The sequence below is a fragment of the Streptomyces sp. NPDC046881 genome, assembly GCF_040645015.1.
Taxonomy (GTDB): domain Bacteria; phylum Actinomycetota; class Actinomycetes; order Streptomycetales; family Streptomycetaceae; genus Streptomyces.
Window position 1 is genome coordinate 13824 of the sequence record NZ_JBEYXJ010000081.1, and the last position, 26893, is coordinate 40716.

Annotated in this window: 21 protein-coding genes and 1 pseudogene; 11 read left to right on the top strand and 11 right to left on the bottom strand. The window is 73.3% G+C overall.

Annotated features, from left to right (window positions below; genetic code table 11):
- Positions 1 to 30 precede the first annotated feature (30 nt).
- The gene (locus tag ABZ923_RS29800) at positions 31 to 864 is read right to left on the bottom strand and encodes a DeoR/GlpR family DNA-binding transcription regulator (RefSeq protein WP_361477519.1); all 834 of its coding nucleotides are present in this window, start codon (positions 862 to 864) and stop codon (positions 31 to 33) included.
- Between the two features lie 698 nt (positions 865 to 1562).
- On the opposite strand from ABZ923_RS29800, the gene ABZ923_RS29805 reads away from it, so the two are divergent.
- Complete coding sequence (locus tag ABZ923_RS29805; RefSeq protein ID WP_361477577.1) at positions 1563 to 4382, top strand: hypothetical protein; 2820 nt, start codon at positions 1563 to 1565, stop codon at positions 4380 to 4382.
- Between the two features lie 13 nt (positions 4383 to 4395).
- On the opposite strand, the gene ABZ923_RS29810 is transcribed toward ABZ923_RS29805, so the two are convergent.
- The 4 genes from ABZ923_RS29810 to ABZ923_RS29825 form a co-directional block, all read right to left on the bottom strand.
- Positions 4396 to 6834, bottom strand: a complete 2439-nt coding sequence (locus ABZ923_RS29810; RefSeq protein ID WP_361477521.1) for a right-handed parallel beta-helix repeat-containing protein — start codon at positions 6832 to 6834, stop codon at positions 4396 to 4398.
- Positions 6835 to 7049: 215 nt separating this feature from the next.
- Entirely contained in the window at positions 7050 to 7655 is a 606-nt protein-coding gene (locus tag ABZ923_RS29815; RefSeq protein ID WP_361477524.1) for a hypothetical protein, read from the bottom strand.
- Positions 7656 to 7868: 213 nt separating this feature from the next.
- A complete protein-coding gene (locus ABZ923_RS29820) occupies positions 7869 to 8693 on the bottom strand; it encodes an MOSC N-terminal beta barrel domain-containing protein (protein WP_361477527.1) in 825 nt (274 codons plus the stop codon).
- Between the two features lie 43 nt (positions 8694 to 8736).
- Positions 8737 to 9174, bottom strand: coding sequence for a DUF6643 family protein (locus ABZ923_RS29825; protein ID WP_361477530.1), 438 nt, complete (start codon positions 9172 to 9174; stop codon positions 8737 to 8739).
- Positions 9175 to 9498: 324 nt separating this feature from the next.
- Here ABZ923_RS29825 and ABZ923_RS29830 point away from each other — a divergent pair, with 324 nt between their 5' ends.
- Entirely contained in the window at positions 9499 to 10776 is a 1278-nt protein-coding gene (locus ABZ923_RS29830) for a TerD family protein (RefSeq protein WP_361477532.1), read from the top strand.
- 7 nt (positions 10777 to 10783) lie between these two features.
- Here the strand turns inward: ABZ923_RS29830 and ABZ923_RS29835 are convergent, their stop codons facing one another.
- The gene (locus tag ABZ923_RS29835; RefSeq protein ID WP_361477580.1) at positions 10784 to 11977 is read right to left on the bottom strand and encodes a glycosyltransferase; all 1194 of its coding nucleotides are present in this window, start codon (positions 11975 to 11977) and stop codon (positions 10784 to 10786) included.
- 39 nt (positions 11978 to 12016) lie between these two features.
- On the opposite strand from ABZ923_RS29835, the gene ABZ923_RS29840 reads away from it, so the two are divergent.
- Entirely contained in the window at positions 12017 to 12811 is a 795-nt protein-coding gene (locus tag ABZ923_RS29840) for an aspartate/glutamate racemase family protein (RefSeq protein WP_361477535.1), read from the top strand.
- Positions 12812 to 12925: 114 nt separating this feature from the next.
- Positions 12926 to 13471, top strand: a complete 546-nt coding sequence (locus ABZ923_RS29845) for a hypothetical protein (RefSeq protein ID WP_361477538.1) — start codon at positions 12926 to 12928, stop codon at positions 13469 to 13471.
- A gap of 22 nt (positions 13472 to 13493) precedes the next feature.
- Here the strand turns inward: ABZ923_RS29845 and ABZ923_RS29850 are convergent, their stop codons facing one another.
- The gene (locus ABZ923_RS29850) at positions 13494 to 14465 is read right to left on the bottom strand and encodes an O-antigen ligase family protein (protein WP_361477541.1); all 972 of its coding nucleotides are present in this window, start codon (positions 14463 to 14465) and stop codon (positions 13494 to 13496) included.
- A 357-nt stretch (positions 14466 to 14822) separates the two neighbouring features.
- Between ABZ923_RS29850 and lnt the strand changes: the two genes are divergently transcribed.
- The 4 genes from lnt to ABZ923_RS29870 all read left to right on the top strand — a co-directional run bounded on the left by lnt (position 14823) and on the right by ABZ923_RS29870 (position 19921).
- Positions 14823 to 16433, top strand: coding sequence for an apolipoprotein N-acyltransferase (lnt, locus tag ABZ923_RS29855; RefSeq protein WP_361477544.1), 1611 nt, complete (start codon positions 14823 to 14825; stop codon positions 16431 to 16433).
- 100 nt (positions 16434 to 16533) lie between these two features.
- Positions 16534 to 17013: an NUDIX domain-containing protein gene (locus ABZ923_RS29860; protein WP_361477547.1), complete on the top strand. Its 480-nt coding sequence runs from the start codon at positions 16534 to 16536 to the stop codon at positions 17011 to 17013.
- 54 nt (positions 17014 to 17067) lie between these two features.
- A complete protein-coding gene (locus ABZ923_RS29865; RefSeq protein WP_361477550.1) occupies positions 17068 to 17889 on the top strand; it encodes a 3-hydroxybutyrate dehydrogenase in 822 nt (273 codons plus the stop codon).
- 112 nt (positions 17890 to 18001) lie between these two features.
- Entirely contained in the window at positions 18002 to 19921 is a 1920-nt protein-coding gene (locus ABZ923_RS29870; protein ID WP_361477553.1) for a GAF domain-containing protein, read from the top strand.
- 49 nt (positions 19922 to 19970) lie between these two features.
- Here ABZ923_RS29870 and ABZ923_RS29875 read toward each other — a convergent pair whose 3' ends face one another.
- The 4 genes and pseudogenes from ABZ923_RS29875 to ABZ923_RS29890 all read right to left on the bottom strand — a co-directional run bounded on the left by ABZ923_RS29875 (position 19971) and on the right by ABZ923_RS29890 (position 23043).
- Positions 19971 to 21344, bottom strand: coding sequence for an MFS transporter (locus tag ABZ923_RS29875; RefSeq protein WP_361477556.1), 1374 nt, complete (start codon positions 21342 to 21344; stop codon positions 19971 to 19973).
- A 253-nt stretch (positions 21345 to 21597) separates the two neighbouring features.
- Positions 21598 to 21735 (bottom strand): annotated as a pseudogene (locus tag ABZ923_RS29880) (aldehyde dehydrogenase family protein); the annotation flags it as partial.
- Positions 21736 to 21850: 115 nt separating this feature from the next.
- On the bottom strand, positions 21851 to 22459 hold the full coding sequence (locus ABZ923_RS29885) for an AraC family transcriptional regulator (RefSeq protein ID WP_361477559.1): 609 nt from the start codon (positions 22457 to 22459) through the stop codon (positions 21851 to 21853).
- A gap of 104 nt (positions 22460 to 22563) precedes the next feature.
- A complete protein-coding gene (locus ABZ923_RS29890) occupies positions 22564 to 23043 on the bottom strand; it encodes a helix-turn-helix domain-containing protein (RefSeq protein ID WP_361477562.1) in 480 nt (159 codons plus the stop codon).
- Between the two features lie 69 nt (positions 23044 to 23112).
- Here ABZ923_RS29890 and ABZ923_RS29895 point away from each other — a divergent pair, with 69 nt between their 5' ends.
- The 3 genes from ABZ923_RS29895 (at position 23113) to ABZ923_RS29905 (ending at position 26765) form a co-directional block, all read left to right on the top strand.
- Entirely contained in the window at positions 23113 to 24564 is a 1452-nt protein-coding gene (locus tag ABZ923_RS29895) for an MFS transporter (RefSeq protein ID WP_361477565.1), read from the top strand.
- 598 nt (positions 24565 to 25162) lie between these two features.
- Positions 25163 to 26128, top strand: a complete 966-nt coding sequence (locus ABZ923_RS29900; RefSeq protein WP_361477568.1) for a DUF6615 family protein — start codon at positions 25163 to 25165, stop codon at positions 26126 to 26128.
- 418 nt (positions 26129 to 26546) lie between these two features.
- A complete protein-coding gene (locus tag ABZ923_RS29905; protein WP_361477571.1) occupies positions 26547 to 26765 on the top strand; it encodes a ferredoxin in 219 nt (72 codons plus the stop codon).
- Positions 26766 to 26893 lie beyond the last annotated feature (128 nt).

Genomic DNA, 26893 nt, shown 5'->3' on the forward strand with positions numbered 1-26893 from the left:
CCGGGCCCCGTCACCTTAGCTGAGGGGTCCTCAGATGTCTGCGGCGTCCTCGTCCTCGGGCTCGCCCGCCACCACCACGCGCAGGTGCTCCGACATCTCCGACCGCGCCTCGGCGGGCAGGCCCGCGTCGGTCACCAGCGAGTCGACCTGCTCCAGCGCGGCGAACGAACTCAGCCCCACCACACCCCACTTGGTGTGGTCGGCGACCACCACGACCCGGCGCGCGGACTGCACCAGCCGCCGGTTGGTCTCCGCCTCCGCGAGGTTCGGCGTGGACAGGCCGGCCTCCACCGATATGCCGTGCACCCCGAGGAAGAGCAGATCGAAGTGGAGCGAGGCGATCGCCTGGTCGGCCACCGGCCCCACCAGCGAGTCCGAGGGGGTGCGGACCCCGCCGGTCAGCACCACCGTGGCCGAACCCTGCCGCTGCCCCGAGGTGCGCTGCGCCGCGTGGAAGACGTCCGCGACCCGCACCGAGTTCGTCACCACGGTCAGCTCGGGCACCTCCAGCAGGTGCTGGGCGAGCGCGTACGTCGTCGTACCGCCGGACAGGGCGATCGCCGCACCCGGGCCGACCAGGCGGGCCGCGGCGCGCGCGATGTCCTCCTTGGCGGTCAGCTCCAGACCCGACTTCGCCTCGAACCCCGGCTCGTGCGTGCTCGCCTCGACGACGGGCACCGCACCGCCGTGCACCTTCTCCAGCACGCCCTGGCGGGCGAGCGCGTCCAGATCGCGGCGCACGGTCATGTCCGAGACGCCGAGCTTGCGGGTCAGCTCGTTGACCCGTACCCCGCCCCGGCGCCGGACCTCGTCCAGGATCAAGGCGCGGCGCTGCTCCGCGAGGAGGTTCTGATTCTCACTCACGTACGCTCCGGTCCTTTCGCCGCCATCCGTCCGACACGCCCGGTGCACCGGCTCCGACCAGGACGTTCCAGCCGTCCGGCAGTGCACGGGCGTCCCATCTTTTCACGGGTCGGCCACGGTTGCGCCACCGCCTCCCGGAGCGTCCGCCGTGACCCGGTTCGGGGAGATTCCGTGACGAGAGCTGTACACGCCCGCCGGAGGCGGGATCCTGAAGCCCGCACGACACAGACGTCAGGGCGTCACGGGGGAGTGCGCGACCAGTGAAACGCACACGGGACGGCGCCGCCGGGCAGCGCGCGGACCAGCGGGCCGGCGAGCACGAGGATCATGCCGGGGCGTGCCCGGACGGCTCCGGCGAGCACGCGGACCGGCCGGCTGGGCGGTGCGAGAGCGACACCGGGCCGACGGATTCCGGGGGGCCCGGGGGCCTGCCGGCCGGACGCCCCGCAGAGCGCCGGGCCGGGACGTGTCCAGAGGGTTCCGGGGCGTGTGGGGAGCGGTCGGCCGGGCGGTGCGAGGCGCATGCCGGGGCGTACTCGGAGGGTTCCGGAGAGCACGCGAACCGGCTGGCCGGGCGGTGCCAAGGGTGTGCCCGGCCGTGTCCGGACGGCCGCCGGGAGCGCGCGGAGCGGCCAGCGGAGCCGGAGAACGAGCTGGAACTGCTGGTGCACGGGGTCGGCGGCACCACGCCGCAGAAGATGCTCGGCGATCCGCGCACGGTGCGGGTCACCGGCGACGACACGGCCGCCGTCTTCCGGCGCGCCGAGGACACCGAGCCCGGGCCGGCCGGGCGGCACCCCCGTGGCGGACCGGTCCGCGAGGCGTACGTCTGGTGCAACCTCACGTCCGGGGACGGAAGCCGCGCCCTGTGGCTGTTGCTGCTGCCGTTCATGGTGGTCAACCTGGCCCACTGGATGCGGCCCGCCGCGCCCGCCCGGCCCCGCATGGTCCGGCTCTACGGCCTCCTGGTGCGCCTGGCCGCCCTCACCCTGACCGTGCTGCTGGTGGCCGCGGCCTGCGAGGTGGCTCTCGACCTGGTCGCCTGGCAGTGCGCCGGCACCCACGCCTGCGCCCGCCGCCACTCCTGGCTGGGCTTCCTGGAGCCCGCGGGCCCCGCGGCGCCGGCCGGATCCGGCGGCTGGTGGAGCGCCCCGGGCCGCCGGCTCGCCCTCGCCGCGGTCCTGCCGACCGCCCTGACGGCCCTGCTCTGGTACCTCTCACACCGCACCTGGCGCGCCTACGAATCCCACCAGCCACTGTCCGCCGAACCCCTGCCGGGAGCGGACGGAGCCTTACCGGACGCCGGCGGTCTTGAGCGGGAGACTCAGGGGCCCGTGCCGGGCGCTGAACCCCTGCCGGGAGCCGACGGAGTCCTACCGGACGCCGGCGGGTTTGAGCGGGAGACTCAGGGTCCTGCGCTGGGTGCTGAACCCCTGCCGGGAGCCGACGGAGCCCTGCCGGACACGGGCGGTCGCGAGCGGGAGACGCATGGCCCCGTGCCGGGCGGCCTCGACCCCGACGCCGACATCGCCGTGCCGGGCGCCCACGGTCTCGACCTGGACAGCGACATTCCCGTGCCGGGTGCCCACGGGCCGGTGGCGGGCGCTCACGGCCACGAGCCGGCCGCCAAGACCGACGCCCCCGATCCCGAGCGGGAGACTCAGGGCGACATGGCGGGCGCCCATGGCCTCGGCCCGGACACCGACACCCCGGTGTCAGGCGCCCACGGGCCGGTGGCCGGCACTCACGGCCCCGAGCGCAGTGCCCCCGCCCCCCTGCCCCACGCCCCCGACCCCGAGCGGGAGGCCCCCAGCCCCGTGCCTGGCGCTCACAGCCCCGAGCAGGACGCCGATGACCAAACCCCGCACGGCAGTGCGCTCGCTCGGCCCGGGTTCTGGTACGGGCGGCGGTTGGTCGCACGGTTGCGGGCGGCGCACACCGCGGCGGGGCTGCTCACCGTGGCCGGTGCCGTCGTCACGCCGGCGGTGCGTTTCGATCACCGGGGCGGCGGGTCCGGCGTGCTGGACCTGCTCGGCCGGCTGCTGGCCGTGGCCCTGCTCGCCTGCGGGGCCGCGGTCGTGGGCGTGGTGTGCCGCCGGGGCCGCAGCGAGCGCCGACTGGACCAGCGGCTCGACCGGCACCTCGTACGGGGTCTGCCGCTCGCCGCGTCGGCCCTGCTGGCGCTCGGCCTGGTCTACGCCGGCTGGTCCCGGCCCGGCTGGCAGTCCGCGGGCCGGCTCCCCGGCGACCCGGCCTTCGGCGCTCTCATGCTGGCCCAGGGAGTGCTCGTCCTCGCCCTCGCCGCCGTGGCCGGGTACCTGCACCGGCGCCGCCCCGACCCCCGCGCCGGAATGCGCGGCCTCGGCGGCCCCGCCGTCGCGCTGCTCGCCTGCGCGCTCGGCGGAGTGATCTCCGGCGGGGTCGCGCAACGGGTCGCCGACTGGCTCGACGGCACCCGCGCCCTGCTCACCGGGCCGCCGGTCCTGCTGACCTGGCAGGCGTCCGCCATCCCGCCGCTCCTCGCGGTCCTGCTCCTCCTGACCGCCGCGCTCGCGACGCGCACCGCCCGGCTCGCCCGCGCCGAACGCGGCCGGATCCGCCGCGAGCACCCGGGCGAACCTGAGGACCAGCCCCGCACCCGCGCCATCGCCCACGCCCGGGCCATGGCCACCCTGACCGACCGGGCGCCCCTCGTCGTCGCCGTGCTCACCGCCACCACCCTCGTCCTGGGCAGCGCGGCGCTGACCGGAGCCCTGACCACCAGGGAGACGCCCGACGGGGCGGCCCGCCACGCCCACCACCTCGTCCAGGCCGCGGCCGAGACCTCGCAGGCGCTGGGCTCCTGGCTGGTCGGCCTCGGCTTCCTGCTGTTCGTGACCTGGGGCCGGCGCGCCTACAAGGACGCCTCGGCACGGCGCACCATCGGCATCCTCTGGGACGTCGGCACCTTCTGGCCCCGCGCCGCCCACCCCTTCGCCCCGCCCTGCTACGCCGAACGCGCCGTTCCGGACCTGACCTGGCGCATGGCCACCTGGACCCGGCGCACCGGCGGCCGGCTGGTCCTGTCCGGCCACTCCCAGGGCAGCGTCCTCGCCGCCGCGGCGGCCTGGCAGCTGCCGCCGCCCGTACGCGCCCGGGTCGCCCTGCTCACCTACGGCTCCCCGCTGGAGCGCCTGTACGGCCGCTGGTTCCCGGCCCACTTCGGCCCGCCCGCGCTCGCCGCCCTGCACCACGACATCGCCTGCTGGCGCAACCTCTACCGCCGCACCGACCCCATCGGAGGCCCCGTCCGCGTCCCGGCCCGGGTCCCCGACGACACCGTCCCCGCGGTGGACCACGAGCCGCTGCGGGACCCGCTCGCCTACGGCCGCAGCCCCGACCACCCGCTCCCGGCCCCGATCCTCGGCCACTCCGACTACCAGTCGGACCCCGTCTTCACCCGGGAACGGGCCCGCCTCCTGACCCGCCTGCGCCCGCGGCTGCCCGGCCAGCGCCCGGACCCGGGAGACCGGGGCTGAGACCGTGGACCGTTCAGGGCAGCTCCGGGAGGTCCTCCGCGTACAGCAGGGTCAGGTCGTCGGTGGTCGGGTCGGCCAGCTGGGCGACCCGGCCCGCGTGGCGCTCCACCATCGCCTCGAACGTCTGCCGGGCGGTCCGGCCGTTGCCGAACGCCGGGCCCTTCGGGAGCTCCGTGAAGTACTTCAGCAGCGCCTCGGACGCCCCCGGCGCCAGCCGGTACTCGTGCTCGTCGGCCTGCTGCTCCACGATCCGCAGCAACTCCTCGGGGCCGTAGTCGCCGAAGGTGATGGTGCGGGAGAAGCGGGAGGCCACGCCCGGGTTGACGGACAGGAAGCGCTCCATCTCCGCGGTGTACCCGGCGACGATCACCACAACCGCGTCCCGGTGGTCCTCCATCAGCTTCACCAGCGTGTCGATGGCCTCCTTGCCGAAGTCCCGTCCGGCGTCCTCCGGGGAGAGCGCGTACGCCTCGTCGATGAACAGCACGCCGCCGCGGGCCCGTTCGAAGGCCTCCTGGGTGCGGATCGCCGTGGACCCGATGTGCTCGCCGACCAGGTCGACCCGGGACACCTCCACCAGGTGGCCCTTCTCCAGCACGTCCAGCGAGGCGAGGATCTCGCCGTAGAGCCGGGCGACCGTCGTCTTGCCGGTGCCGGGGGAGCCGGTGAAGACCAGGTGCCGCTTGACGGAGGCCGCCTTCAGCCCCGCCTGCTGCCGGCGCCGGCCCACCTCGATCATGTCGGTGAGCGCCCGCACCTCGCGCTTGACGCTCTCCAGGCCCACCAGCGCGTCGAGTTCGCCGAGCACGTCCTTCGGCGTGCGCTGCGGCTTGTCCTGCGCCACGGCGGCGACCGGCGGCTGCTGTTCCGCCGCCCGCTGCCCGGGGAGCGCGCCCAGCAGGCCGGCGGACTGCGGCACCGTCTGCACGGCCGCCTCGCGGGCCGCGGGCGCCCGCAGACCGCCGCTCTCGTCGCTGGTGCAGTCCTCCACGACCGGCCCGGTGCCGGCCCCCGCGTCCGGGCCGCCGTCGGCGAACTCGTACCCGCCGCGCGCACACCGCTCCGTGCGGCACTTGCGCAGCGTCGTACGGCAGCCGTCGATCACATGGAAGCCGTACCCGCCGCTGCCGGTCACCCGGCAGTTCAGGAAGCTGCCCCGGCCGCCCGCCGAGACGTAGAAACCGGCCTCGGCGGGGGAGTCGACCGTGCAGCGCTCGATGGTCGGGTCGGCGCCCTTGGTGACGATCACGCCGGTCTGGGTGCCGTCCAGCGTGCAGTTGTCGAGCGTGCCGCCGCTGCCGTGGTCGCGGAACCAGGCACCGGTGGCCGCCTCCCTGATCCGGCAGTCGTCCAGCTGCGCGGTCGCCCCGTCGCTCACCGACACGGCCGTGTTGCGCACCTGCGACAGGTCGCTGTCCACCACGTCCGCGCGGGAACCGCGGTCCAGCACGAACAGCGCGTCCGGCACGTCGTGCACCCGGCAGGAGTCGAGTACGGCGGTGGCCCCGTCGCTCACCCACACCGCCGGGTAGTCACCGGTGCTGTCGAAGATCTCGCACTGGTTGGCGTCCACCCGGGTCCCCGGGTCCCACACCGACAGGCCGTTGCGCCCGAACCGACGGACCGTCGTCCGGGTCAGCGTGAGCACCGAGCGGGAGCGCAGGTCGACCGCGTTCTCCGGGATGTCGTGGATGCGGCAGTCGGCGAGGGTGAGCACCGCGTCGGTGTCCAGGGTGATGCCGTCGGCGGTGGTGCGGTGCACGTCGCAGTCGGTCAGGTGCGCGGTGGCCCGCTGGGTGACCTGCACCCCGGAGCCGCGCACCTCGTACACCTCGCACCCCACCGCCTCCAGTGCGGAGTTCTCGCCGGTGACGGTCAGCCCGGTGCCGGAGGCGTGGTGCACCCGGCAGCGCTCCAGCCGCGGGTGGGCACCGCCGTGCACCGCCACGCCCGCCTGCCCGGCCGCGACGACCTCGCACTCCTCGAACACCCCGCTCCCGCCGTCGAGCACGGCGACACCGATGCCGGCCGGGTTGTCGACGGTGCACCGGCGCACGGTCGGGCGGGCGCCGCCGCGCACCTCGATGCCGGCGGCGGACCGGGTGACGATCCGCAGATCCCTCAGTTCGGGTGTGCCGTCCTCGATCAGTACCGCGGGCGCCGCCGCGTCCTGGCCCTCCACGTGCACGTCCTGCACGACGGCCGAGGCCCGCACGGTGAGCGGCACCCCGTCCAGGGGCGCGAGCCGCACCGAGCCGGGGGAGCCCTCGGGCCCACGGAGCGTCACGGTCCGCTCGACGACGAGGTTCTCCCGGTAGGTGCCGGGGGCGATCGTGAGGACGTCGCCGTCGGCGGCGGCCTCCAGGGCGGCGGCGAGCGAAGCGTACTCACCCGTGCGGCGCCGCCACCGCGAAGTACCGGTGTGCGTCACCTGGACCGTGCCCTGTGCCATGGCGTTGCCGTGCCCCCACCTCGTCGTACTGATGGCTCGCTGCCGCCGGTGCCCGGGCGGCGACCGTGCTCGGCCCCAGGGGCGTGAGCGCGTTCGCGCCCCCGGTCACCTGCGCGCCCCGGGGTTCACGCACCCGCGGTTCGTCGCCGAAAGCGCTTCGGCCGGTCCACCGTAGCGTGTGCGTGCACGCCCGGTTGACCAGAGCTGCAAGGCCGTCAGCTGCCGGTGCCCGCCTTGCCCCAGTCCGGGCCCGCCCGGTCCCATGCCTGGTCCCAGCGCGCGTACCGCCGGCGGACCAGGCGCCACACGGTCAGGCGGTGGCCGACCTCGACCAGGCCCGCCGTCAGCAGGGCCGTGCCGAGCCCGGCGAGCACCGCGTGCGTCGTCGCCGTGGCGGAGTCCAACGGGCGGGTCGTTATTCGGCCGTGCGGGTCGGTCCAGAGGCCGAAGCGGTCCCCGCGGTGCGGTGACTTGAGGTCCGCGAGGACCGCGCCGTGCCGCGCGGTGCCGTCCGGCCCGGTCCAGCTCGCGAGGACGCGGCTGTGGGCCCCGCGTGCGGATGTGGTGTCGGGGTCGGTCTCCGGCATGGCCTGGCCCAGGTCGCGGACCACGGTGGCCGTGACCAGGTGGCGCGCGTGCTGCTGCTGCCGCGCGGACCGCTGGAGCGAGTCCTGGGCGGCGGCACCGACCAGACAGCCGGCCACGGGTGCGCCCACCGCGACCAGCAGCAGCGCCACGAGGGCCACCCACGCCTCGGCCAGATCGGTCGTACGGCGCAGCGGATTGTGCCGCCAGCGCCACAGCCCGGTGAGTGCTCGCATGTCCCCACCCCCTTCCGGTCCGTCACAACCCCCGGCGTCGGCGCCCGACTCCCGGACCGGACGGGAGAGGGCGACGTCACGTCAGCCGCGGACCCGGAGCACGCGGCGTCTCATGAATCTCTCAGACATCCAACGACCGGGGGGTGCTGCCGGGTTCCCGGTCCGGCGGATCACCACCGGAGCGCTCCGGGCCCGCCGCCCGCGCGCTGGCGGCTACTCCAGCACCCGCACCGGGTCGCCGACCCGGATCGTGCCGGGGGAGAGGGGTACCAGGTTCTGGCCGAACAGCAGCTTCCCGCCGATCCGGCGGTGGCGTGCCAGCGTGAGCAGCGGTTCCCTGCCCCGTACGCCGGTGGTCTGGTCGGTGGTGGTCACGACGCACCGTCCGCTGGGCTTCGGGGCCCGGAAGACCACCTCACCGATGGCGATGCGCGTCCAGCCGTCCTCGGCCCAGGGCTCGGTGCCGGCCACGACGACGTTGGGCCGGAAGCGGTTCATCGGCAGCGGTCCCTCGTGGGCGTTGGGGCCCTCGGCGATCCGGGAGTTCAGGGCCTCGAGCGAGGCCGACGCGGTGACCAGCAGGGGGTAGCCGTCGGCGAAGCTCACCGTCTCGCCGGGCCGTGCGTACGCAGGGTCGACGGGACGGCGGGTGGCCGGATCGTCCATGTGGACCAGACGGACCTCGCTCCCCAGCCAGGCGCTGCACCAGGCGTGTGCGGCCGCGTCGGCCGGGACCCCCTCCACCTTCGTGCCGAACACGCTCATCGGCACGGTCGCCGTCGGTTCCGGCACCTCGACCGTCAACGGGTCCGCGCCGGGCGCGGACAGACGAATGCCGCCGCCGGCCAGTGGCTGGGCGGCGGCCAGTGCGAGGCGCGGCTGCTCCCGCTGCGTGACGACCTTTCCCCCGTGGTCGATCAGCGTCCAGCGTCGGTCTCCGGCCAGGCCCCAGGGCTCCACCACGGCCTCCCGGGGCGAGATGCCCCGGAACGCCTTGACCGGATGGATGTGGAGCGACTCCACTTCGGCGTTTCCCATGCCGTCCATCGTGCCAGGCGGCACCGACAGCCGGGGCGCGCCGTCAGTAGCCGCGGTACTGCTGGTTGTTGTACGGGTCCTGGTAGGGCGTCGGCGCCGGGCGCGGAGCGGCCGGGCGCATGGCCTCGTACCCGTTGCCCGGCGCCATCGGCCGCTGCTGCTGCGGGGCCTGCTGGCCGGGATAGCCGCGCGGGGCGCTCGCCTGCTGCGGGATGTACGCCGTGGGCGCGTGCTGCAGCGGCGCGGGCTGCTGCTGCGGGTAGCCGTAGGCGGGAGGCTGCTGTTGCGACGGAGCCGCCGGGAGGGCGGGGAGGGCCGACGGCAGGGCGGGCAGGCTGCTGCCCGTGTCGTAGGCGGCGGGGACCCGGATCGGGGCGATCTGCGGGGTGCCACGCTCGGCGACGAGCGAGTCGTAGATCGGGGTGTCCGGGAAGGAGGCGGAGTAGTAGCCGCCGCCATAAGTGGAGCGGGGGGAGGTCATGGCACATAAGTTAAGCCCACGATGTGCTGGTTGGGGAGACCGATAAGAGGGTTGTTTTCCGTGTCGCCAGTGGTCTGGTATCCCCAATCCGAGCGAACTCGGCAAAAAGGGACGCAGATCAACGTTTGGATCGTGTAAAAGCCGAGTTCCTTCGGGGTTACCGGCGGTTGGCCGTCGATCTTGCTGTGCCGTTCGTGGCCGCCCGCGGTCCCCGGGAATAGGTTGGGCGGGTAGGGATGGCAGGTACCGGGACGCGCGGGCGGAGACGACACGGCCCGAAGGGCGAAAACCGGAAGCCGACAGGTGATGGGGGCGGACATGTCAATGCCGAAAGGATCGAACACGCCGGTGCCGACCACGGCGCTGCGCGTCGAACTGGGCTGGCGCTCCGGCCCCGGGGTGCCGGACGCCGACGCCTCGGCTCTGCTGCTCGCGGCCGGAAAGGTCCGCTCCGACGGGGACTTCGTCTTCTACAACCAGCCCGCCCACTCCTCCGGCGCGGTGCGCCACGAGGGCAAGCGGGCGGCCGGCGGACGCGTCACCGACACCCTGCTGGCCGACCTCACGCGCGTGGAGGGCGGCATCGACCGGATCGTGCTGGCCGCCTCCGCGGACGGCGGGACGTTCGGGCAGGTCCCGGACCTCTACATCGAGGTGACCGACGCGGCCGGCCGTCAGGTCGTCGCCCGCTTCGACAGCCCCGGCGCGACCGTGGAGACGGCCTTCGTGCTCGGCGAGTTCTACCGCCGCCAGGGAGGCTGGAAGTTCCGCGCCGTCGGCCAGGGCTACAGCAGCGGACTGGAGGGCCTGGCAACGGACTTCGGCATCACCGTGGACGAGCCGCAGCACACCGCACCGCCCACGGCACCGGCCCGGGCCACCCCGCCGCCCCGCCCCGCCGCCGCTCCGGCCGCACCGGCCCGCGCGGCCGCGACCCCGCCACCGCCGCCCGCGCCCGCCCCCGCGCCCCAGCCGGTCCGCCTGTCCAAGGTCACCCTCACCAAGGCGGCCCCGTCCGTCTCGCTGGCCAAGCAGGGCGGCACCTCCGGTGCCATGCGGGTGAACCTCAACTGGCAGATGCGCAAACAGTTCCCGGGCTGGGGCAGCCGGTGGGGCGGCCAGGGCGAGGTCGACCTCGACCTGTGCGCACTGTACGAACTCACCGACGGCCGCAAGGGAGTCGTCCAGGCCCTCGGCAACTCCTTCGGTTCGCTGCACCGGCCGCCGTACATCCATCTCGACGGCGACGACCGCACCGGCGCCGTGGCGAGCGGCGAGAACCTCACCATCAACCTCGACCACCGGCACGACTTCCAGCGCATCCTGGTCTTCGTCACCATCTACGAGGGCGCCCGCTCCTTCGCCGACCTGCACGCCACCGTCACCCTCCAGCCCCAGCACGGCGCGCCCATCGAGTTCTCGCTGGACGAGTGCACCGTCGCCTCCCCGGTGTGCGCGCTCGCGCTGATCACCAATACCGGCGGCGACCTCCTCGTCCAGCGCGAGGCGCGCTACCTGGTGCCGGAACGCGGATCGAGCCCGCAGCGCACCATAGACCGCGCCTACGGCTGGGGCATGAACTGGACGCCCGGCCGCAAGTGAGCCGGGCTCAGCCCTCGTCGGGCACGGCGCCCGGGCGGGCGTAGGTGCGGCCCTTCCAGGCGGCCCCGCGCCCGCGGTAGTGCTGCACGGCGGAGTCGACCGTCATCAGCAGGTACAGGAACGCGGTGAACGGCAGGAGCGGCGCGAGCCACACCGGCTGCCGGTAGTAGCGCAGCATCGGCAGGTAGGTGCCGGCCATCACCGCCCACGCCGCCGCCCCGACGAGCGCGGCCGCCGTACCGCCGCCGGCCGCGCCCACGGCCACGGCGGCCGGCGGCACCAGGTAGACCAGCGCGAGCCCGGCGACCGTACCGACGAGCAGCAGCGGGTGGTGCCGCAGCTGGGCGTAGGCGCTGCGCGAGACCATCCGCCACAGGTCGCGCAGCCGCGGATAGGGGCGCACGCTGTCCACCCGGTCGGCCAGCCCCAGCCAGACGTGACCGCCGGTGTCCTTCACCGCGCGCGCGAGCGCCACGTCGTCGATGACGGCGTGCCGGATCGCCTCCGGGATGCGTGCCTTTTCGGCCGTGTCCGCGCGCAGCAGGACGCAGCCACCCGCCGCCGCGGCCGTGCGCGCCCCCTGGCGGCCGATCCGGCGGAAGGGGTACAGCTGCGCGAAGAAGTACACGAAAGCCGGGACCACCAGCCGTTCCCACAGGCTCGCCACCCGCAGCCGCGCCATCTGCGAGACGACGTCGAAGCCCCCGGTGCGGGCCGCCGCCACCAGCTCGCGCAGGCTGTCCGGCGCGTGCGCGATGTCCGCGTCCGTCAGCAGCAGGTATTCGGGATCACGCGCGCGTGCCGCCTCGACGCCGTACCGCACCGCCCACAGCTTGCCCGTCCAGCCCGCCGGCGGCTCACCGGGCGAGCCCACCGTGAGCGGCAGCCCGCCGTGCCGCCGGGACAGCTCCCGGGCCAGCTCCCCGGTGCCGTCCGTGCTCCCGTCGTCCACCAGGAAGACCTCCGCCCGCCCCGGATAGTCCTGCGCCAGCAGCGACGGCAGACTGGCGGGCAGCACGGCGGCCTCGTCGCGGGCCGGTACGACCACGCAGACCGCGGGCCACTCGTCAGGCTCCCGGCGCGGTGGCAGCCGGACGTCGGTGCGCCAGAAGAAGCCCTGGCAGAGCAGCAGCCAGCACCAGGCGGCCAGGGACACGACGGTGATCCACAGGAAGGCGCTCACGGCCGCAGTCTGCCCCACCCGTCCGGCTTCCAAGGCGGCATCGTCTATCGTGGCCGGGTGAAGATCGCGCTCATGGACTCCGGAATCGGCCTGCTGGCGGCCACCGCCGCGGTGCGGCGCCTGCGGCCCGACGCGGATCTCGTGCTCTCCCTGGACCCGGACGGCATGCCCTGGGGGCCGCGTACCTCCGAGGACGTCACCCGGCGTGCGCTGGACGTCGCCGAGGCCGCCGCGGCGCACGAGCCCGACGCGTTGATCATCGGCTGCAACACGGCCACCGTGCACTCCCTGCCCGCGCTGCGCGCCCGCCTGGAACCCGGCATCCCGGTCATCGGCACGGTCCCGGCGATCAAGCCGGCCGCGGCCGGCGGCGGACCCGTCGCCATCTGGGCGACCCCCGCCACCACGGGCAGCGCCTACCAGCGCGGCCTGATCGAGGAGTTCGCCGACGGCGTGCGGGTGGCCGAGGTGCCGTGCTGGGGGCTGGCCGAGGCGGTCGAGCAGGCGGACGAGGCGGCCATCGACGCGGCCGTCGCCGCGGCGGCCGCACTCACGCCCGAGGATGTAACGACCGTCGTCCTGGGCTGCACCCATTACGAGCTGGTGGCGGAACGTATCCGCGCCGCCGTCCAGCGCCCCGGCACGGCCCCGCTCGTGCTGCACGGCTCCGCCGGAGCGGTGGCCGCCCAGGCCCTGCGCCGGCTCGGCGAACTCCCCGCCCCCGAGGCCCCCGCCGAGGGTACGCTGACGGTCCTGCTGAGCGGCCGGCCGGGCCCGCTGCCCGCGCCCGCGCTGCACTACGCCGAGGGACGGCTGCTGCCGGCCACCGGCCCGCTCGCCGACCGCAGCTGACCCGCACCGCTCCGGCGCCCGTCCGGGGCGGCCCGGCCCCGGTCTGGGCCGCACGGAGCAGTCACCCACCGCGAGCGGCCCCCCGCGCAGCGAAACCTGAGTAACCTCGTAAACATGAGGGACCACCCCGACGCCGACGACACTCCGCCCCCGGACGTCTGGACGGGACGCGCCACCAACCGGGTCCAGTGGCTGCTGGCCCTGGTCGGTGCCGCCTGTATGGCACTCGGTATCGAACTGGCCGTCGACTCGGCCTGGACCTCCGGCACCGCCCCGCTGGTGATGTCCGTCGTGGGCTGCATCGCGGCCGGTTTGCTGGTCCTCTTCGGCACGCTCGCCTTCGTGCACGTCGACCTCAGACTCGACAGGGAGTGCGTCGAGGTGCGGTGCGGGCACGTCGGGCTGCCGCGCCGCCGCATCCCGCTCTCCCACGTGGCCGGCGCCGACTTCACCGCCCTGGTCACCCCCCGCCAGTGGGGCGGCTGGGGCTACCGCTGGCGCCCCGAGAAGGGCACCGCCGTCGTCGTACGCCGTGGCGAGGGCATCGTGCTGCGCCTGTGGGACGGCCACACGTTCACCATCACCGTGGACAACGCGGAGTCGGCGGTCAGGATCATCAGGGACCGCCTGCGGACGATCCCCCCGGGCACGGCCGGCTGATCAGGCCCGTCCGGGTTCCCGCTCAGCGCCCCGGTGCCGTGCCGACGCCCGCCCAGGGCCGGGCCGTGGCCCAGCCGGCCAGCAGCGCCGCGCCCGCCGTCACCGCCGTGAAGCTCAGGGCGTTGCTCACCGAGGCGAGGGCGGCCACAGCGGTCAGGGCCGCGCCCGCCGTGAGCGCCACCGGTGTGGAGCGGGGGGTGCGCCACAGCGCGTACAGGACCCAGCAGAACACGGCTACCAGCAGGAACACCCCGACCAGCCCCTGCTCGGCGGCCTGCTGCAGCGGGGCCGAGTGCGGTCTGCCGTCGGACATCAGGGTCCGTGGCGCCGCCGTGCTCAGCTCGCCGAACCGGCCGGGGCCGACCCCCAGGCCGCTGTGCCGGCCGGCCAGCCCCAGGGCGTCCCGCCACAGCCCTGCCCGGCGCGCGGCGAACCGGTCGTCGAGCGCCCCGGTGAGGCCGCCGGGCAGTGCGTCCGCGGCGAGTGCCCAGATCACGGTCGCGGCCAGGCCCGCCGCCAGGGCCGGTCCGGCGAGCCACGCGCCCCGGCCGCGCGCCGCGCCCGCGGCGAGCGAGCACAGCAGGACGGCTGCGCTGGCCGCGCACCCGGCCGTCGATCCCAGGACGGCCCCGGCGGCCACGACGGCGCAGGCCAGCGCCCGCAGCCCGTGCCGGAGGGCCGGTACGGGCGTCGCCCAGGCGGCACAGCACGCGGCCCCGGTGGCCAGTGCCAGCAGCGCGGCCGTGGCGCCGGCGTGCCCGAGCGGGGCGGTGTACCAGGGACCGGGGGAGAGCCCGGGCCGTGCCACGGTCAGGGCGAGCCCCGCCACCGCGCCGGCGCAGGGCGCGGCCACCGGCAGCAGCGCACCGGAGACCCGGCCCGCGGCGTAGCCGGCGGCCACGGCGAGCACCGCGAGCAGCATGCCCTCGGGCCGTCCGTCGTGGGCCGCCGCGGTGATCAGCGACCACCCGGCGCAGGCCCCCAACAGGAGCATGCCCGTCCCGTCGGAAACGTTTCTTCGCGTGCTGTAGAGGTCCGCACCGTACGCACCGGTCACGGATCCCGTCCCCGTCGACCCCACCCGTCGCCCCTCGTACCCGGTCCCCCGACCTGTGGCAGGCCACGGCGGCGTACCGGTTCCGGCCGCGCCGCCGAAGCTGGCCACACCGTAACGGCTCATGGGCGGTTTGGGGATGAGGCGCGGGGAAACGCTGTGATTCCGCCCCATACCGGCGATCCCCCCGGCCGGGGCGCTCGGCCGTCTTCCACGCGTCCCACCAGCGACAACCGCCGGTGTCAGGTGCCCGGCCGTGCTGTCGGCGGTGCTGCCGACCGCCGTACACTCACCCGGGTGACCGTCACCGCAACTTCCGTGGACCAGCCGGACCAGCTCGAGCCGCGCCCCGCCACCGGCGCGCGCCGCGGCCGGATCCTGCGCCTGGTCCCGGCCGCCGCCTCCGCACTGAGCGGAGTGCTGCTCTACGTCAGCTTCCCGCCGCGCACCCTGTGGTGGCTGGCCCTGCCCGCCTTCGCAGGCTTCGCCTGGGTGCTGCGCGGCCGGAGCTGGAAGGCGGCGCTCGGCCTCGGCTACCTCTTCGGGCTGGGCTTCCTGCTGCCGCTGCTGGTGTGGACCGGCGTGGAGGTCGGCCCGGGGCCCTGGCTGGCCCTGGTCGCCATCGAGGCGGTCTTCGTCGCGCTGGCCGGCGTCGGCGTCGCCGCCGTCTCCCGGCTGCCCGCGTGGCCGGTGTGGGCCGCAGCCCTGTGGATCGCGGGCGAAGCGGTACGCGCGCGCGTGCCCTTCCGGGGCTTCCCCTGGGGCAAGATCGCGTTCGGTCAGGCGGACGGCGTCTTCCTGCCGCTCGCCGCGGTGGGCGGCACCCCGGTGCTCGGCTTCGCGGTCGTCCTCTGCGGCTTCGGCCTGTACGAGGCCGGGCGGCTGATCGCCGAGCGGCGCCGGACGCACACCGTGCGGCCGGCCGCCGCGACCGCCGCGCTGCTGAGCGTGGCCGTACCGCTGGGCGGCGCCCTCGGGGCCCGCGCGCTGGTCAGCGACAAGGCGGAGGACGGCACCGCCACCGTGGCGCTCATCCAGGGCAACGTGCCGCGCTCCGGACTGGAGTTCAACGCCCAGCGGCGGGCCGTGCTCGACTACCACGCGCGCGAGACGCACAAGCTCGCCGCCGACGTCAGGGCGGGCAAGGTCCCCAAGCCGGACTACGTCCTGTGGCCGGAGAACTCCTCCGACATCGACCCGTTCGAGTACGCCGACGCCTCCCTCGTCATCGAGCAGGCGGCCAAGGACATCGGTGCGCCCGTCTCCGTCGGCGCGGTGGTGGAGAGGGACGGCAAGCTGCTCAACGAGCAGATCCTGTGGGACCCGGCCAAAGGGCCGACGCAGACCTACGACAAGCGGCAGATCCAGCCCTTCGGCGAGTTCCTCCCGCTCCGTTCGCTCGTCGGAGCCATCAACAAGAGCTGGACCGACATGGCCCACCAGGACTTCGACCGGGGCACCGAGCCGGGCGTGTTCGACATCGACGGCGCCAAGGTCGGCCTGGCCACCTGCTACGAGGCCGCCTTCGACTGGGCCGTGCGGGACACGGTGACGCACGGGGCGGAGATGATCTCCGTGCCGAGCAACAACGCCACCTTCGACCGCAGCGAGATGACGTACCAGCAGCTCGCCATGTCCCGGATCCGCGCGGTCGAGCACAGCCGTACCGTGACCGTGCCGGTGACCAGCGGCGTCAGCGCGGTCATCATGCCGGACGGCCGGATCACCCAGCGGACCGGCATGTTCGTGCCCGCCTATCTCGTCCAGAAGGTGCCGCTGCGCACGTCCACCACGCCCGCCACCGAGCTGGGCCTCCTCCCGGAGATCGCCCTGGTGCTGGTCGCCGCGGGCGGGATCGGCTGGGCGATCGGGTCCGGACTGCGCGCCCGGCGCGCCGGTGACGCATAGCCGTACCACTTTCGTACGACCTTCGTGCGACCGCCGTACGACCGTCGTACTACCCCCGAACCGGCCGGGACGTGGTGCGACGGCCCGTTAGGGTCGGCCCATGGCTACTCCCGAATTCATCCGCACGCTCAGGGCCACCGCCGGCCGACAGTTGCTGTGGCTCCCCGGGGTCTCCGCGATCGTCTTCGACGACGAGGGCAGGGTGCTGCTCGGCCGCCGGTCCGACACGCGCAAGTGGTCGGTGATCGGCGGCATCCCGGATCCGGGCGAGCAGCCCGCGGCGTGCGCCGTGCGGGAGGTCTTCGAGGAGACGGCGGTGCACTGCGTCGCCGAGCGGATCGTTCTGGTCCAGGCCCTGGATCCGGTGACCTACCCCAACGGTGACGTCTGCCAGTACATGGACATCACCATCCGCTGCCGGGCCGTGGGCGGCGAGGCCCGGGTCAACGACGACGAGTCGCTGGACGTCGGCTGGTTCGAGGTGGACGCGCTGCCCGAACTGCACGAGTTCGGGCTCTTCCGGATCAAGCAAGCCCTGTCGGATGCACCCACATGGTTTGACCCTATGGCTGCCAGCTGAAGTATGGGTGGTCACCACATGTGGTGACCATTGGGCTCCGCTTAGGGTCGGCACATGACCTCGCCCACCCCCCTGCCCGGTCCCGACGCCCGACCCCAGGCCCTCGCGCTCGACCTCGACGGCCGCACCGCGCTCGTCACCGGCGCCGCCAGCGGCATCGGCCGCGCCTGCGCGCTGCGGCTGGCCGCCGCCGGGGCCGAGGTGCGCGCCGTCGACCGGGACGCGGCCGGCCTGGCCGAGCTGGCCCAGCAGGCGGAGCGGACCGACGGCCTCGCGGGCACCGTCCTACCGCTGGTCGTCGACCTCACCGACCTGGACGCCGCCGAACGCGCCGCCGCCGGCACCGATGTGCTGGTCAACAACGCCGGACTGCAACTGGTGCGGCCCCTGGAGGAGTTCCCGCCCGAGGTGTTCCACACGGTGCTGACCGTGATGCTGGAGGCACCCTTCCGCCTCATCCGCGGCGCCCTCCCGCACATGTACGCGCAAGGCTGGGGCCGGATCGTGAACGTGTCCTCCGTCCATGGTCTGCGCGCCTCAGCCTTCAAGTCCGCCTATGTGGCCGCCAAACACGGCCTCGAAGGCCTGTCAAAGACGGCCGCACTGGAAGGCGCCGCCCACGGTGTGACCTCGAACTGTGTGAACCCGGCCTATGTGCGCACCCCACTGGTCGAGAAGCAGATCGCCGACCAGGCACAGGCGCACGGCATCCCCGAGGAACAGGTGCTCTCCGAGGTCCTGCTGAAGGACAGCGCCGTACGACGGCTCATCGAACCCGAGGAGGTCGCCGAGGCCGTGGCCTACCTGTGCAGCCCGCAGGCGTCCTTCGTCACCGGCACCTCGCTCGTCCTGGACGGCGGGTGGACGGCTCACTGACCGGCCGGGCGGCTCCGGCTCCGGCTCTGGCTCTGGCTCTGGCTCTGGCTCTGGCTCGGGGAGTTTTCCACAGGCCTGCCGGGCCGGCCGGCCGATACGGAATCCTGTGACCATGTCCCGCGATCACCTGCAGTCGCCACCCAGCGGCAGCGCCGAGGCCCCGTACCTCGACCTGCTGGCCCGCCACGCCTCCGTGGAGGCCTACGAGCGTCCCGTGCTGCTCGCCCGAGCCGCGGGCGAGCCGGCCGGCCGGATCGCCGCGCTGGAAGAGGCCAGACTGCTCGCCCTGCGCGTCCGCGCGGAGCTCGAAGGCCGCCGGCGGCGGGAGGCGGAGCTGTCGGCGCTCTTCGAGACCGCCCACGACCTCGCCGGACTGCGCGACCTGGACGCCGTCCTGCAGGCGATCGTGCAGCGCGCCCGCTCCCTGCTCGGCACGGACATCGCCTACCTCAGCCTCAACGACCCCGCCCGCGGCGACACCTACATGCGGGTCACGGAGGGCTCCGTCTCCGCCCGCTTCCAGCAGCTGCGCCTCGGCATGGGGGAAGGGCTCGGCGGACTCGTCGCCCAGACCGCGCGGCCGTACGTCACCGACGACTACTTCCAGGACGGCCGCTTCCAGCACACACACTCCATCGACGCCGGCGTCCGCGACGAGGGCCTGGTCGCCATCCTCGGCGTCCCGCTGATGCTGGGCCCGAACGTGATCGGCGTCCTCTTCGCGGCCGACCGGCGCGCGCGGGTCTTCGAACGCGAGCAGATCGCCCTGCTCGGCTCCTTCGCCGCGCTCGCAGCGGCGGCCATCGACACCGCCAACCTGCTCGCCGAGACCCGGGCCGCGCTGGCCGGCCTGGAGCGCGCCAACGAGATCATCCGGGACCGCAGCGCCGTCATCGAGCGCGCCTCCGAGGTCCACGACCGGCTCGCCGAGCTCGTCCTGCGTGGCGGCGGGGTCCACGACGTGGCCGCCGCCGTCTCCCAGGTCCTCGACGGCACCGTCGAGTTCACCGAGGCCGCGGCGGCACCGGCCGGTGCACTGGAGGCGTCCCGGGCCGAGGGACACGCCGTACGGCACGGCAGCGACTGGATCGCCGCGGTGGCCGCCGGTGGCGAACTCCTCGGCGCCCTGGTCCTGCGCGGCCATCCCGGCCTCGACCCGGTCGACCAGCGCACCCTGGAGCGCGCCGCGATGGTCACGTCCCTGCTGCTGCTCGCCCGCCGTTCCGCCGCCGAGGCCGAACAGCGCGTGCGCGGCGAGCTGCTGGACGACCTGCTCGACGCGCGCGACCGCGATCCGCGCCTGCTGCGCGAGCGCGCCAGCCGCCTCCAGGCGGACCTGGACGCCACGCATGTCGTCCTCGCCGCCCGCCTCGACGGCCCGGCGGCCGACGCCGACGAGGAGGCCGCGGCCCGCCGCCGGCTGTGGTCCGCCGCCTCCCACCTCGCGGCCACCCGGCACGGACTGGCCGCGGCCCGCGACGGCGGCACCGTCCTGCTGCTGCCGCTCCGCGCCGGCGACACGGCCACCGAGACGGCCCGGCGCACCGCCCGCCATCTGGGTACGGCCGTCCACCAGCCGGTCACGGTCGGCGCCTCGGCACCCGTCACGGACCTCGCAGGGAACCCCGAAACCGTGGCCGCCGCCTACGCCGAGGGCCGCCGCTGCCTGGACGCGCTGCACCTGCTGGGCCGGGCCGGGGACGGCGCGGCGGCCGAGGACTTCGGCTTCCTCGGCCTGCTCCTCGCCGGTGAACGGGACATCGCCGGCTTCGTCGTGCGGACCATCGGCCCGGTGGTGTCCTACGACGAGCGGCGCGGCACGGAACTGCTGCGCACCCTGGACGCGTACTTCGAGGGCGGGATGAGCCCGGCGCGCACCAAGGACGCGCTGCACGTGCATGTGAACACGGTGGCGCAGCGGCTGGAGCGCGTGGGCCGCCTGCTCGGCGCCGACTGGCAGACCCCCGCCCGGGCCCTGGAGATCCAACTCGCCCTGAGACTGCACCGGTTGTCCGCGCCGGGACGGCACTGACCGGCCCCGCGCGGGGCCGGTCGGTACGGAGGCCGTCGGGGGCGGCCGGTCAGACGGTCCGTGCCTCGGCCGGAGCCGCGGCAGCGGACTCGCCGCCGTCCTCCTCGACCCGGGCGAGATCCCGGTACCGCGTCTCGCGCGCGACACCCACGGCGACCAGGGTCAGCACGGCGGCGGCGATCACGTACAGCGCGATCGGGGTGGAGCTGCCGTAGTCCGAGAGCAGCGCGGTGGCGATGAGCGGGGCGGGCGCACCGGCCGCCACGGAGGCGAACTGGGCGCCGATGGACGCGCCCGAGTACCGCATCCGGGTCGCGAACATCTCGGCGAAGAACGCGGCCTGCGGCGCGTACATCGCGCCGTGCAGCACCAGGCCGACGGTCACGGCGAGGACCAGGTACCCGAACGACCCCTTGTCGACCAGTGCGAAGAACGGGAACATCCACAGCCCGACACCGGCCGCACCCAGCAGGTACACGGGCCGCCGGCCGACCCGGTCGGACAGCGCGCCCCAGGCCGGGATGACGGCGAAGTGCACGGCGGAGCCGATGAGCACGGCGTTGAGGGCGGTCTGCTTGGAGACACCGGCCGAGGTGGTGGCGTAGACGAGGATGAAGGCGGTGATGACGTAGTAGCTGATGTTCTCCGCCATCCGGGCGCCCATCGCCACGAGCACGTCCCGCCAGTGGTGCCGCAGCACGGAGACGAGCGGCAGCTTCTCCTCCGCGTCGGCCCGGCGCGCCTCGGCCCGCTCCAACGCCTCCTTGAACACGGGCGACTCGTCGACCGACAGCCGAATCCACAGCCCGACGACGACGAGCACCCCGGAGAGCAGGAACGGAATCCGCCACCCCCACGACCCGAAGGCGTCGTCGGACAGCACGGCGGTCAGCAGCGACAGCACACCGGTCGCGAGCAACTGCCCGGCCGGCGCGCCGGTCTGCGGCCACGAGGCCCAGAAGCCGCGCCGCCGCGCGTCACCGTGCTCCGACACCAGCAGGACGGCACCACCCCACTCACCGCCGAGCGCGAAGCCCTGCACCAGCCGCAGCAGGGTGAGCAGTACGGGCGCGGCGGTACCGACCGTGGCGTGCGTGGGCAGCAGCCCGATGGCGAACGTGGCGCCGCCCATCAGCACCAGGCTCAGCACCAGCAGCTTCTTCCGCCCCAGCCGGTCACCGTAGTGCCCGAACACGAGCGCCCCCAACGGCCGCGCCGCGAATCCCACGGCGTACGTCAGGAACGACAGCAGTGTCCCGACGAGCGGGTCGGAGTCCGGAAAGAACAACTTGTTGAACACCAGCGCGGCGGCCGAGCCGTAGAGAAAGAAGTCGTACCACTCGATGGTGGTCCCGATGAGGCTGGCGGCGACGATTCTGGGGAGGCTGGCGGGGGGTGGGGGAGCGGTGGTTCCGGAGGCCATGTGCGCCACTTCCTCGTGTGCGGTGGGGACGGGTACGTTTCGGCACACCGTAGAAACACGCAGGTCAGGCGCACATGTGGTGGGGCAACATAGTTGGAGGGCCGGCTATGCGTGCGGCCACCATGCCAGCTTAAAGAAGCGCGGATGGGCCGCTCGAAGCGGTCGAAACGAGCGCTGTCCGAAAGGCGTATTTCGGGGTGATCTGATGGCCGCCGTGCTGACTCCCGTGCTGGTTCTGTGCTGACCAAAAGCCCGTGTCGAGATAGGCCGGGATGAGCCGGGCCATCAGCGCGGAGGTCGCTGGGGCCGGCTCGCTGGGCTTGGCGACGATTGCGTTGCCCGCGGCGAGGGCGCCGATCACGGGGGCGATGAGCAGGTGCACGGGGAAAGAGGCGAAACGCTCTCCCGCCCAAGTCCACGGACAGGTGCCTCACGCCAGGGGAATCCGTGGACCCGTGATCACCGAAGCTGGTGGATCTCATTGTGCCGAGACTGATCGCCGGGCGTCAGCGCAGTGCGACCTCGCCCGTGTGGACGGCGCGCATGGCGCGCTCGATGGTCTCCTGGTTTTCGCCGACCGGAGCCACGTAGTCGATCACGTCGCGCGCGGCGTCCTCCCCGAGCATGCGGGTGATCACCCAGGTGGCGAGGTACTGGGACGCCAGGCAGCCCCCTGCCGTGGCGATGTTCCCCGCAGCGTGGAAGGGCGCGTCCAGCACGGTCACGTCGCAGGCTTCGACAAAGGGCCGACTCTTCAGGTCGGTGCAAGCCGGCATGCCGTCCAGCAACCCCAGCCGGGCGAGGACCAGCGCACCGGAGCATTGCGCACCGACGAGCTGTCGCGAAGGGTCGAGCGGCAGCCGGGAGATCAGCCGGTCGTCGGCGACCACGTCTCGTGTCTTCACGCCACTACCGATCAGCACGACCTCGGCGTCGGTCACGAACTCCATCGGGCGCTGCCCTGTCACCTCTACACCGTTCATCGATGTGACCACCGGTGTCGGCGTCGTGATGAAGGCTTCCAAGCCATCCTTACGGCATCGGTTGATCAGCGCGGATGCGATGAAACTGTCGAGTTCGTTGAACCCGTCGAAGGTGACCACGGCTACCTGCATCACATCTCCTTCAAGTACGGCATTAGATCTCACTGCTCCCTCGCGCGCCATTCCGGGGCGATCACACGCCCGTTCCGGTGCGCGATCGACGACCACCGCACGGTCTACGGGGCTTGCACCGGACCGGAGCGGTCCCAGCCGGGGATCATCTCCTCCCGGTGGACGTCCTCGGCGTGGACCTGTTCGCCGCAGGTCTCGCAGACGGTGCGGGTGACCAGTTCGTGGTTCTGGTGAAGGAGCCGAACGGGCGGCGTGGTGACGGCCCAGCGGTCGCCCCAGCCGATGAGCTCGCGGGTGATGCCCGCCAGGTCGCGTCCGGCCTCGGTCAGGTAGTAGCCGCTGTGGCGTGCGTCGTCCGGCAGCGGGCGCCGTTCGAGGACACCGCTCTCCACCAGCGCCTTCAGGCGCGCCGCCAGACGGTCCGTGGGGGCACCGGTGTTCCTGGCGATCTGCCGGAACCGGTGGTTGCCGAGCATCACCTCGCGAATCGCCGGCAGAGCCCATCGGTCGCCGATGACCTGCAGGGCGGCTGCGAGCGAGCAGGGGCGTCCGGTCATGCCCTCAGGATCGATGCGCTTGGTCACGGCCCCAGTATCACCCCGTCAGGGTTTGATTTCCAAACCACCCCGTGCTTGGCTTGCTCCATGCCCACGATGCTTGGACTTTCAAACCGCCCTCGAACGGCCACCGCGGTCGTCCTGGTGGCCGTCTTCATGACCAACCTGGATCTGTGGATCGTCAACGTCGCACTTCCGGCCATCGGAGCGAGCTTCTCCGAGGGCGGCAGGGGCGCGAGCCTCGGTTCGCTCTCCTGGGTCCTCAACGCCTACGCGATCACCTTCGCCGCGCTGCTGGTGGTGGCCGGGCGTGCGGGTGACCGCATGGGCCAGCGGCCGGTGTTCCTCACCGGAATCGCCGTCTTCACCCTCGCGTCGCTGGGCTGTGCCCTGGCCCCGAACCTGGGGACCCTCGTCGCGGCCCGGGTGGTGCAGGCCGCCGGGGCGGCCGCCCAGATCCCCACATCCCTGGCCCTGCTGCTGGCGACGGTGCCGGCCGAGCGCCGTACCCACGCTACCCGGAGCTGGGCTGCGGTTGGCGGACTCGCCGCGGCCGCCGGGCCCGTCGCCGGCGGCCTCCTGGTCGAGGTGGACTGGAGATGGGTCTTCGCCGTCAACGTGCCCATCGGTATCGCGGCGATCCTCGCCGGCCGAGCGGTGCTGCCGAAGCCGGCCACCCGGGAGGCCGGGCCGCTGCCCGACCTCCTCGGCGCCCCGCTGCTCATCTCGTCGATCGCGGCACTGTCCGGGGCGCTGGTGCAGGCGCCGGACTGGGGCTGGACGAGCGGCAGGACCGTGCTGCTCCTGGCCGTTGCCGTGATCAGCGGCACCGCGTTCGTCGCCAGGTCCCTGCGGCACCCCCGCCCGCTGTTCGAGCTGGACCTGCTGCGGCTGCCGCGCTTCGGAGCGGCGAACGCGGGCAGCCTCGTGTTCGGCATCGCCTTCGCGATCATGCTGCTCTCGAACGTGCTGTGGTGCCAGGAAATCTGGCACTGGAGCGCTCTGCGCACCGGTGTCGCCCTGGTCCCGGGTCCCGCACTCGTGCCGGTCGTCACCCTTCTGACCGCCCGCGCCGCGCAGCGCTTCGGGCACGGTCCGCTGGTCACCGTCGGCGGGTTGCTGTTCACCGGCGGCATGGTCTGGCGCGCCTGCTTCGCGTCCGTCACGCCGGACTATGTGCGTGACCTGCTGCCCAGCCAGCTGTTGACCGGTACGGGCGTCGGTCTGGCCCTGGGCACTCTGGTGGCCGCCGGTGTGCACGCCCTGCCGGGGCACCGTGCGGCGACCGGGTCGGCGCTGGTCAACTCTGTCCGCCAGATCTCGGCCACGGTCGGCGTCGCGGTCCTGGTTACCGTGGTCGGTGGCTCTCACGTCGTTGAGACCGCACGTCACGACTTCCGGATCGCCTGGGGCGCAGCCGCCGTACTGAGCCTGGCGACGTCAGCGATCGGTGTGCACCTCAGCCGTGGCGGCGGCCCGGACCAGACGGCGTCCACCGCGTCGAAGGGGCCCGAGGCGGATGCGCAGGCTCTGGCGGACGCGCCCTGACCGACCACTTTCCCTGTTTCCGCAGGCCACGACCCCACCCAGGGAAAGCGTCCCAAGCGGGTGCCGCCGGTTCGAATGCTGCCGGGGGCACCGCGCGTTACCGCTCTGATCTGGGGTTTCTTCCCCGGGCAGGCGCTCTGTTCGGCCTCGGACTCCTCGTCCGGGGCCGCCTTCAGGTCGGCACCGGCCGCATGGCTCAGTCCCTCGATCGCCACGGGAAGGTGGCGGGGGCCACGCAGTACGGCGTTGGCGCGGTACGGCGGCGGGTCCTCGAGCAGCCGGGAGAACTTGACCCGGCGGAGCAGTTCGGGCACGTGTGTCCACCGGAGCGAAGAGGGGCCGGCTCTTCCGAATCTCTGCAGTGAGGCGGGCGGTCAGGCCACCGGCCGGATCCGGTCGCCGGTTGCGCGGCGCAGTGCGGTCTTGAGCCGGTCCCGGATCGCGGTCTGGGCGGCGATGCGTTCGTCGTCCACTGCAGATACTGGCTCAGCGGGCGGCTCCGTTTCACGAACGGATGTGCGAGATGCGGCAGCGGTGCCTAACGGCGTGAGCCCGCGCGGTTGTTCGGCTCCGTCTGTCGGTGGCCTCTGGTTAGCTGATGGGCGTGATCGGACGCGCTCTCATATCGGCCAATGCCGCCAGAACGGTTCAGCAGCCGTCGCTGTGTGACGTACTGCTGTGGATGGCTGGCGACACCTTCCACTGGTTGTACAACGGCCACCACCACTACCCTCCCGCGCCCGGTGAGGAGAGCCTCACCGACATGCACATCCGCCACCTGCGCCAGTTCCTCGGCGACCGCGTCAAGATCTTTCAGTTCAACAAGGATCAGGAGCGGCAGAACGGAGCGGACTGGGAGCTGTGGATCCACAACCGGTCTCATGGAGTTGGCCTACGCATCCAGGCCAAAAAGGCGAGCAAGCAGGGAAGATACCCCTTCGCGCACGTGGTCAAGGGTACGAATGCCGACCAGTGTGCGCTGTTGCTCCAGCACGCTCTGAAGGTCCGATGCGTGCCTGTCTACCTGCTGTACAACCACTGGGAACGGGACAGTGCGGATCTCGAGGCCGAAGCAGAAGCGGAGCAGGCGGGTCTTCTATGCGGTCACGGAGTAGATGACCCGGCTCGCCATGGCGCGACGCTGCTGTCGGCCTACCGGGTTGCGAGCGAGATCCAGCGGAAGCGGAACGGTCACAACCTGCGTCACCGCGCCCTTTGGCGTGAATCGCTACCCTGGAACAGGGTGTTGTGTGACGGTCGAGCCGTCAGCGGTACCAGTCATCAGGTTCTTACTGGGGTGGCCGACGCAGTGAAAGCGCTGATACGGCCGGGTATGCCCGCAAGCAGCCCGAACGAGGAACAGGCCGAGCCCGTTGGCGGCATCCTGCGTGATGGCCCAAGCCGGCTGCCGCGACACGTGGTCCGACTCCTTGAAGCGCACGAAGCCGAACCGCCGCCCCCGCCGGTGCCCACTGCCACGACCATGCTGGTGGACGTCAGCGACGACCACGAGCAGTCGCACACCTGGGAGTTCGAAGGTTGTGTCCGGCCCGCACGACGGTGAAATCCTGTCAGTTCGGCTTATCGGCGGTCTCTGCTGACGGAGCGTCTGAGTAGGACCGTGATCCCGGGCGAGGAATACGCTGTCTCGGCTGGTGCTTGGTGTCTTCCGTGGCTGCACCTGCGTACAGATCCCCGTTCGTAGAGGGCGCCAAGTGGCTGTGCCGCGGCGGTCTTGTACGCCGCGCGCAAGTGTTCGGTGCTCCTACAGCAGCGGTCACGGCTGGTGAGGCGACGACGATGACGACGGCTACGGCGGAGACCACGGCGGCTACGGCGGTGGAGACCATGGCGGCTACGGCGGTGGTGGCGGCCACTGATCGAGGAATCCACTGAGCGTGTCGACGTGCGGTCCATCACGGGGCCGCACGTCCCGGGCCCCTCCTGCCCCGAGAAGCGCGCCTGCCCGAAGGAGTCTGCCCATGCGAATCGTCGTGGACCTGAACCGGTGTCAGGGATACGCCCAGTGCGTGTACCTGGCGCACGAGGTCTTCCGGTTGAACGCTCAGGAGGCGCTCACCTATGAGCCGAACCCCGATGACGAGCGGCGCCTGCAGGTCGAGCGAGCAGCCGCGGCGTGCCCGGTGCAGGCGATCGTGATCGCCCGTGTGGACGGCGCGGAGGGGAACACGACGTCATGACCTTGAGGGCGACGGTCGCGGAGTTGGTGCGCGAGTTCCGGGCGAGCGGACGGATCGTCATCGTGGGTGCCTCGCTGGCCGGGCTACGTGCGGCGGAGACACTGCGCGAGGAGGGCTTCACCGGTTCC

What these genes read in the sequence shown, in the direction of transcription:
- ABZ923_RS29805 (WP_361477577.1), top strand. Translation starts at nt 1,563, where the DNA reads ATGCTCGGCGATCCGCGCACGGTGCGGGTCACCGGCGACGACACGGCC.
- ABZ923_RS29810 (WP_361477521.1), bottom strand. Translation starts at nt 6,834, where the DNA reads ATGGCACAGGGCACGGTCCAGGTGACGCACACCGGTACTTCGCGGTGG.
- ABZ923_RS29815 (WP_361477524.1), bottom strand. Translation starts at nt 7,655, where the DNA reads ATGCGAGCACTCACCGGGCTGTGGCGCTGGCGGCACAATCCGCTGCGC.
- ABZ923_RS29820 (WP_361477527.1), bottom strand. Translation starts at nt 8,693, where the DNA reads ATGGGAAACGCCGAAGTGGAGTCGCTCCACATCCATCCGGTCAAGGCG.
- ABZ923_RS29825 (WP_361477530.1), bottom strand. Translation starts at nt 9,174, where the DNA reads ATGACCTCCCCCCGCTCCACTTATGGCGGCGGCTACTACTCCGCCTCC.
- ABZ923_RS29830 (WP_361477532.1), top strand. Translation starts at nt 9,499, where the DNA reads ATGCCGAAAGGATCGAACACGCCGGTGCCGACCACGGCGCTGCGCGTC.
- ABZ923_RS29845 (WP_361477538.1), top strand. Translation starts at nt 12,926, where the DNA reads ATGAGGGACCACCCCGACGCCGACGACACTCCGCCCCCGGACGTCTGG.
- ABZ923_RS29850 (WP_361477541.1), bottom strand. Translation starts at nt 14,465, where the DNA reads ATGCTCCTGTTGGGGGCCTGCGCCGGGTGGTCGCTGATCACCGCGGCG.
- ABZ923_RS29860 (WP_361477547.1), top strand. Translation starts at nt 16,534, where the DNA reads ATGGCTACTCCCGAATTCATCCGCACGCTCAGGGCCACCGCCGGCCGA.
- ABZ923_RS29865 (WP_361477550.1), top strand. Translation starts at nt 17,068, where the DNA reads ATGACCTCGCCCACCCCCCTGCCCGGTCCCGACGCCCGACCCCAGGCC.
- ABZ923_RS29870 (WP_361477553.1), top strand. Translation starts at nt 18,002, where the DNA reads ATGTCCCGCGATCACCTGCAGTCGCCACCCAGCGGCAGCGCCGAGGCC.
- ABZ923_RS29875 (WP_361477556.1), bottom strand. Translation starts at nt 21,344, where the DNA reads ATGGCCTCCGGAACCACCGCTCCCCCACCCCCCGCCAGCCTCCCCAGA.
- ABZ923_RS29885 (WP_361477559.1), bottom strand. Translation starts at nt 22,459, where the DNA reads ATGCAGGTAGCCGTGGTCACCTTCGACGGGTTCAACGAACTCGACAGT.
- ABZ923_RS29895 (WP_361477565.1), top strand. Translation starts at nt 23,113, where the DNA reads ATGCTTGGACTTTCAAACCGCCCTCGAACGGCCACCGCGGTCGTCCTG.
- ABZ923_RS29900 (WP_361477568.1), top strand. Translation starts at nt 25,163, where the DNA reads ATGGGCGTGATCGGACGCGCTCTCATATCGGCCAATGCCGCCAGAACG.
- ABZ923_RS29905 (WP_361477571.1), top strand. Translation starts at nt 26,547, where the DNA reads ATGCGAATCGTCGTGGACCTGAACCGGTGTCAGGGATACGCCCAGTGC.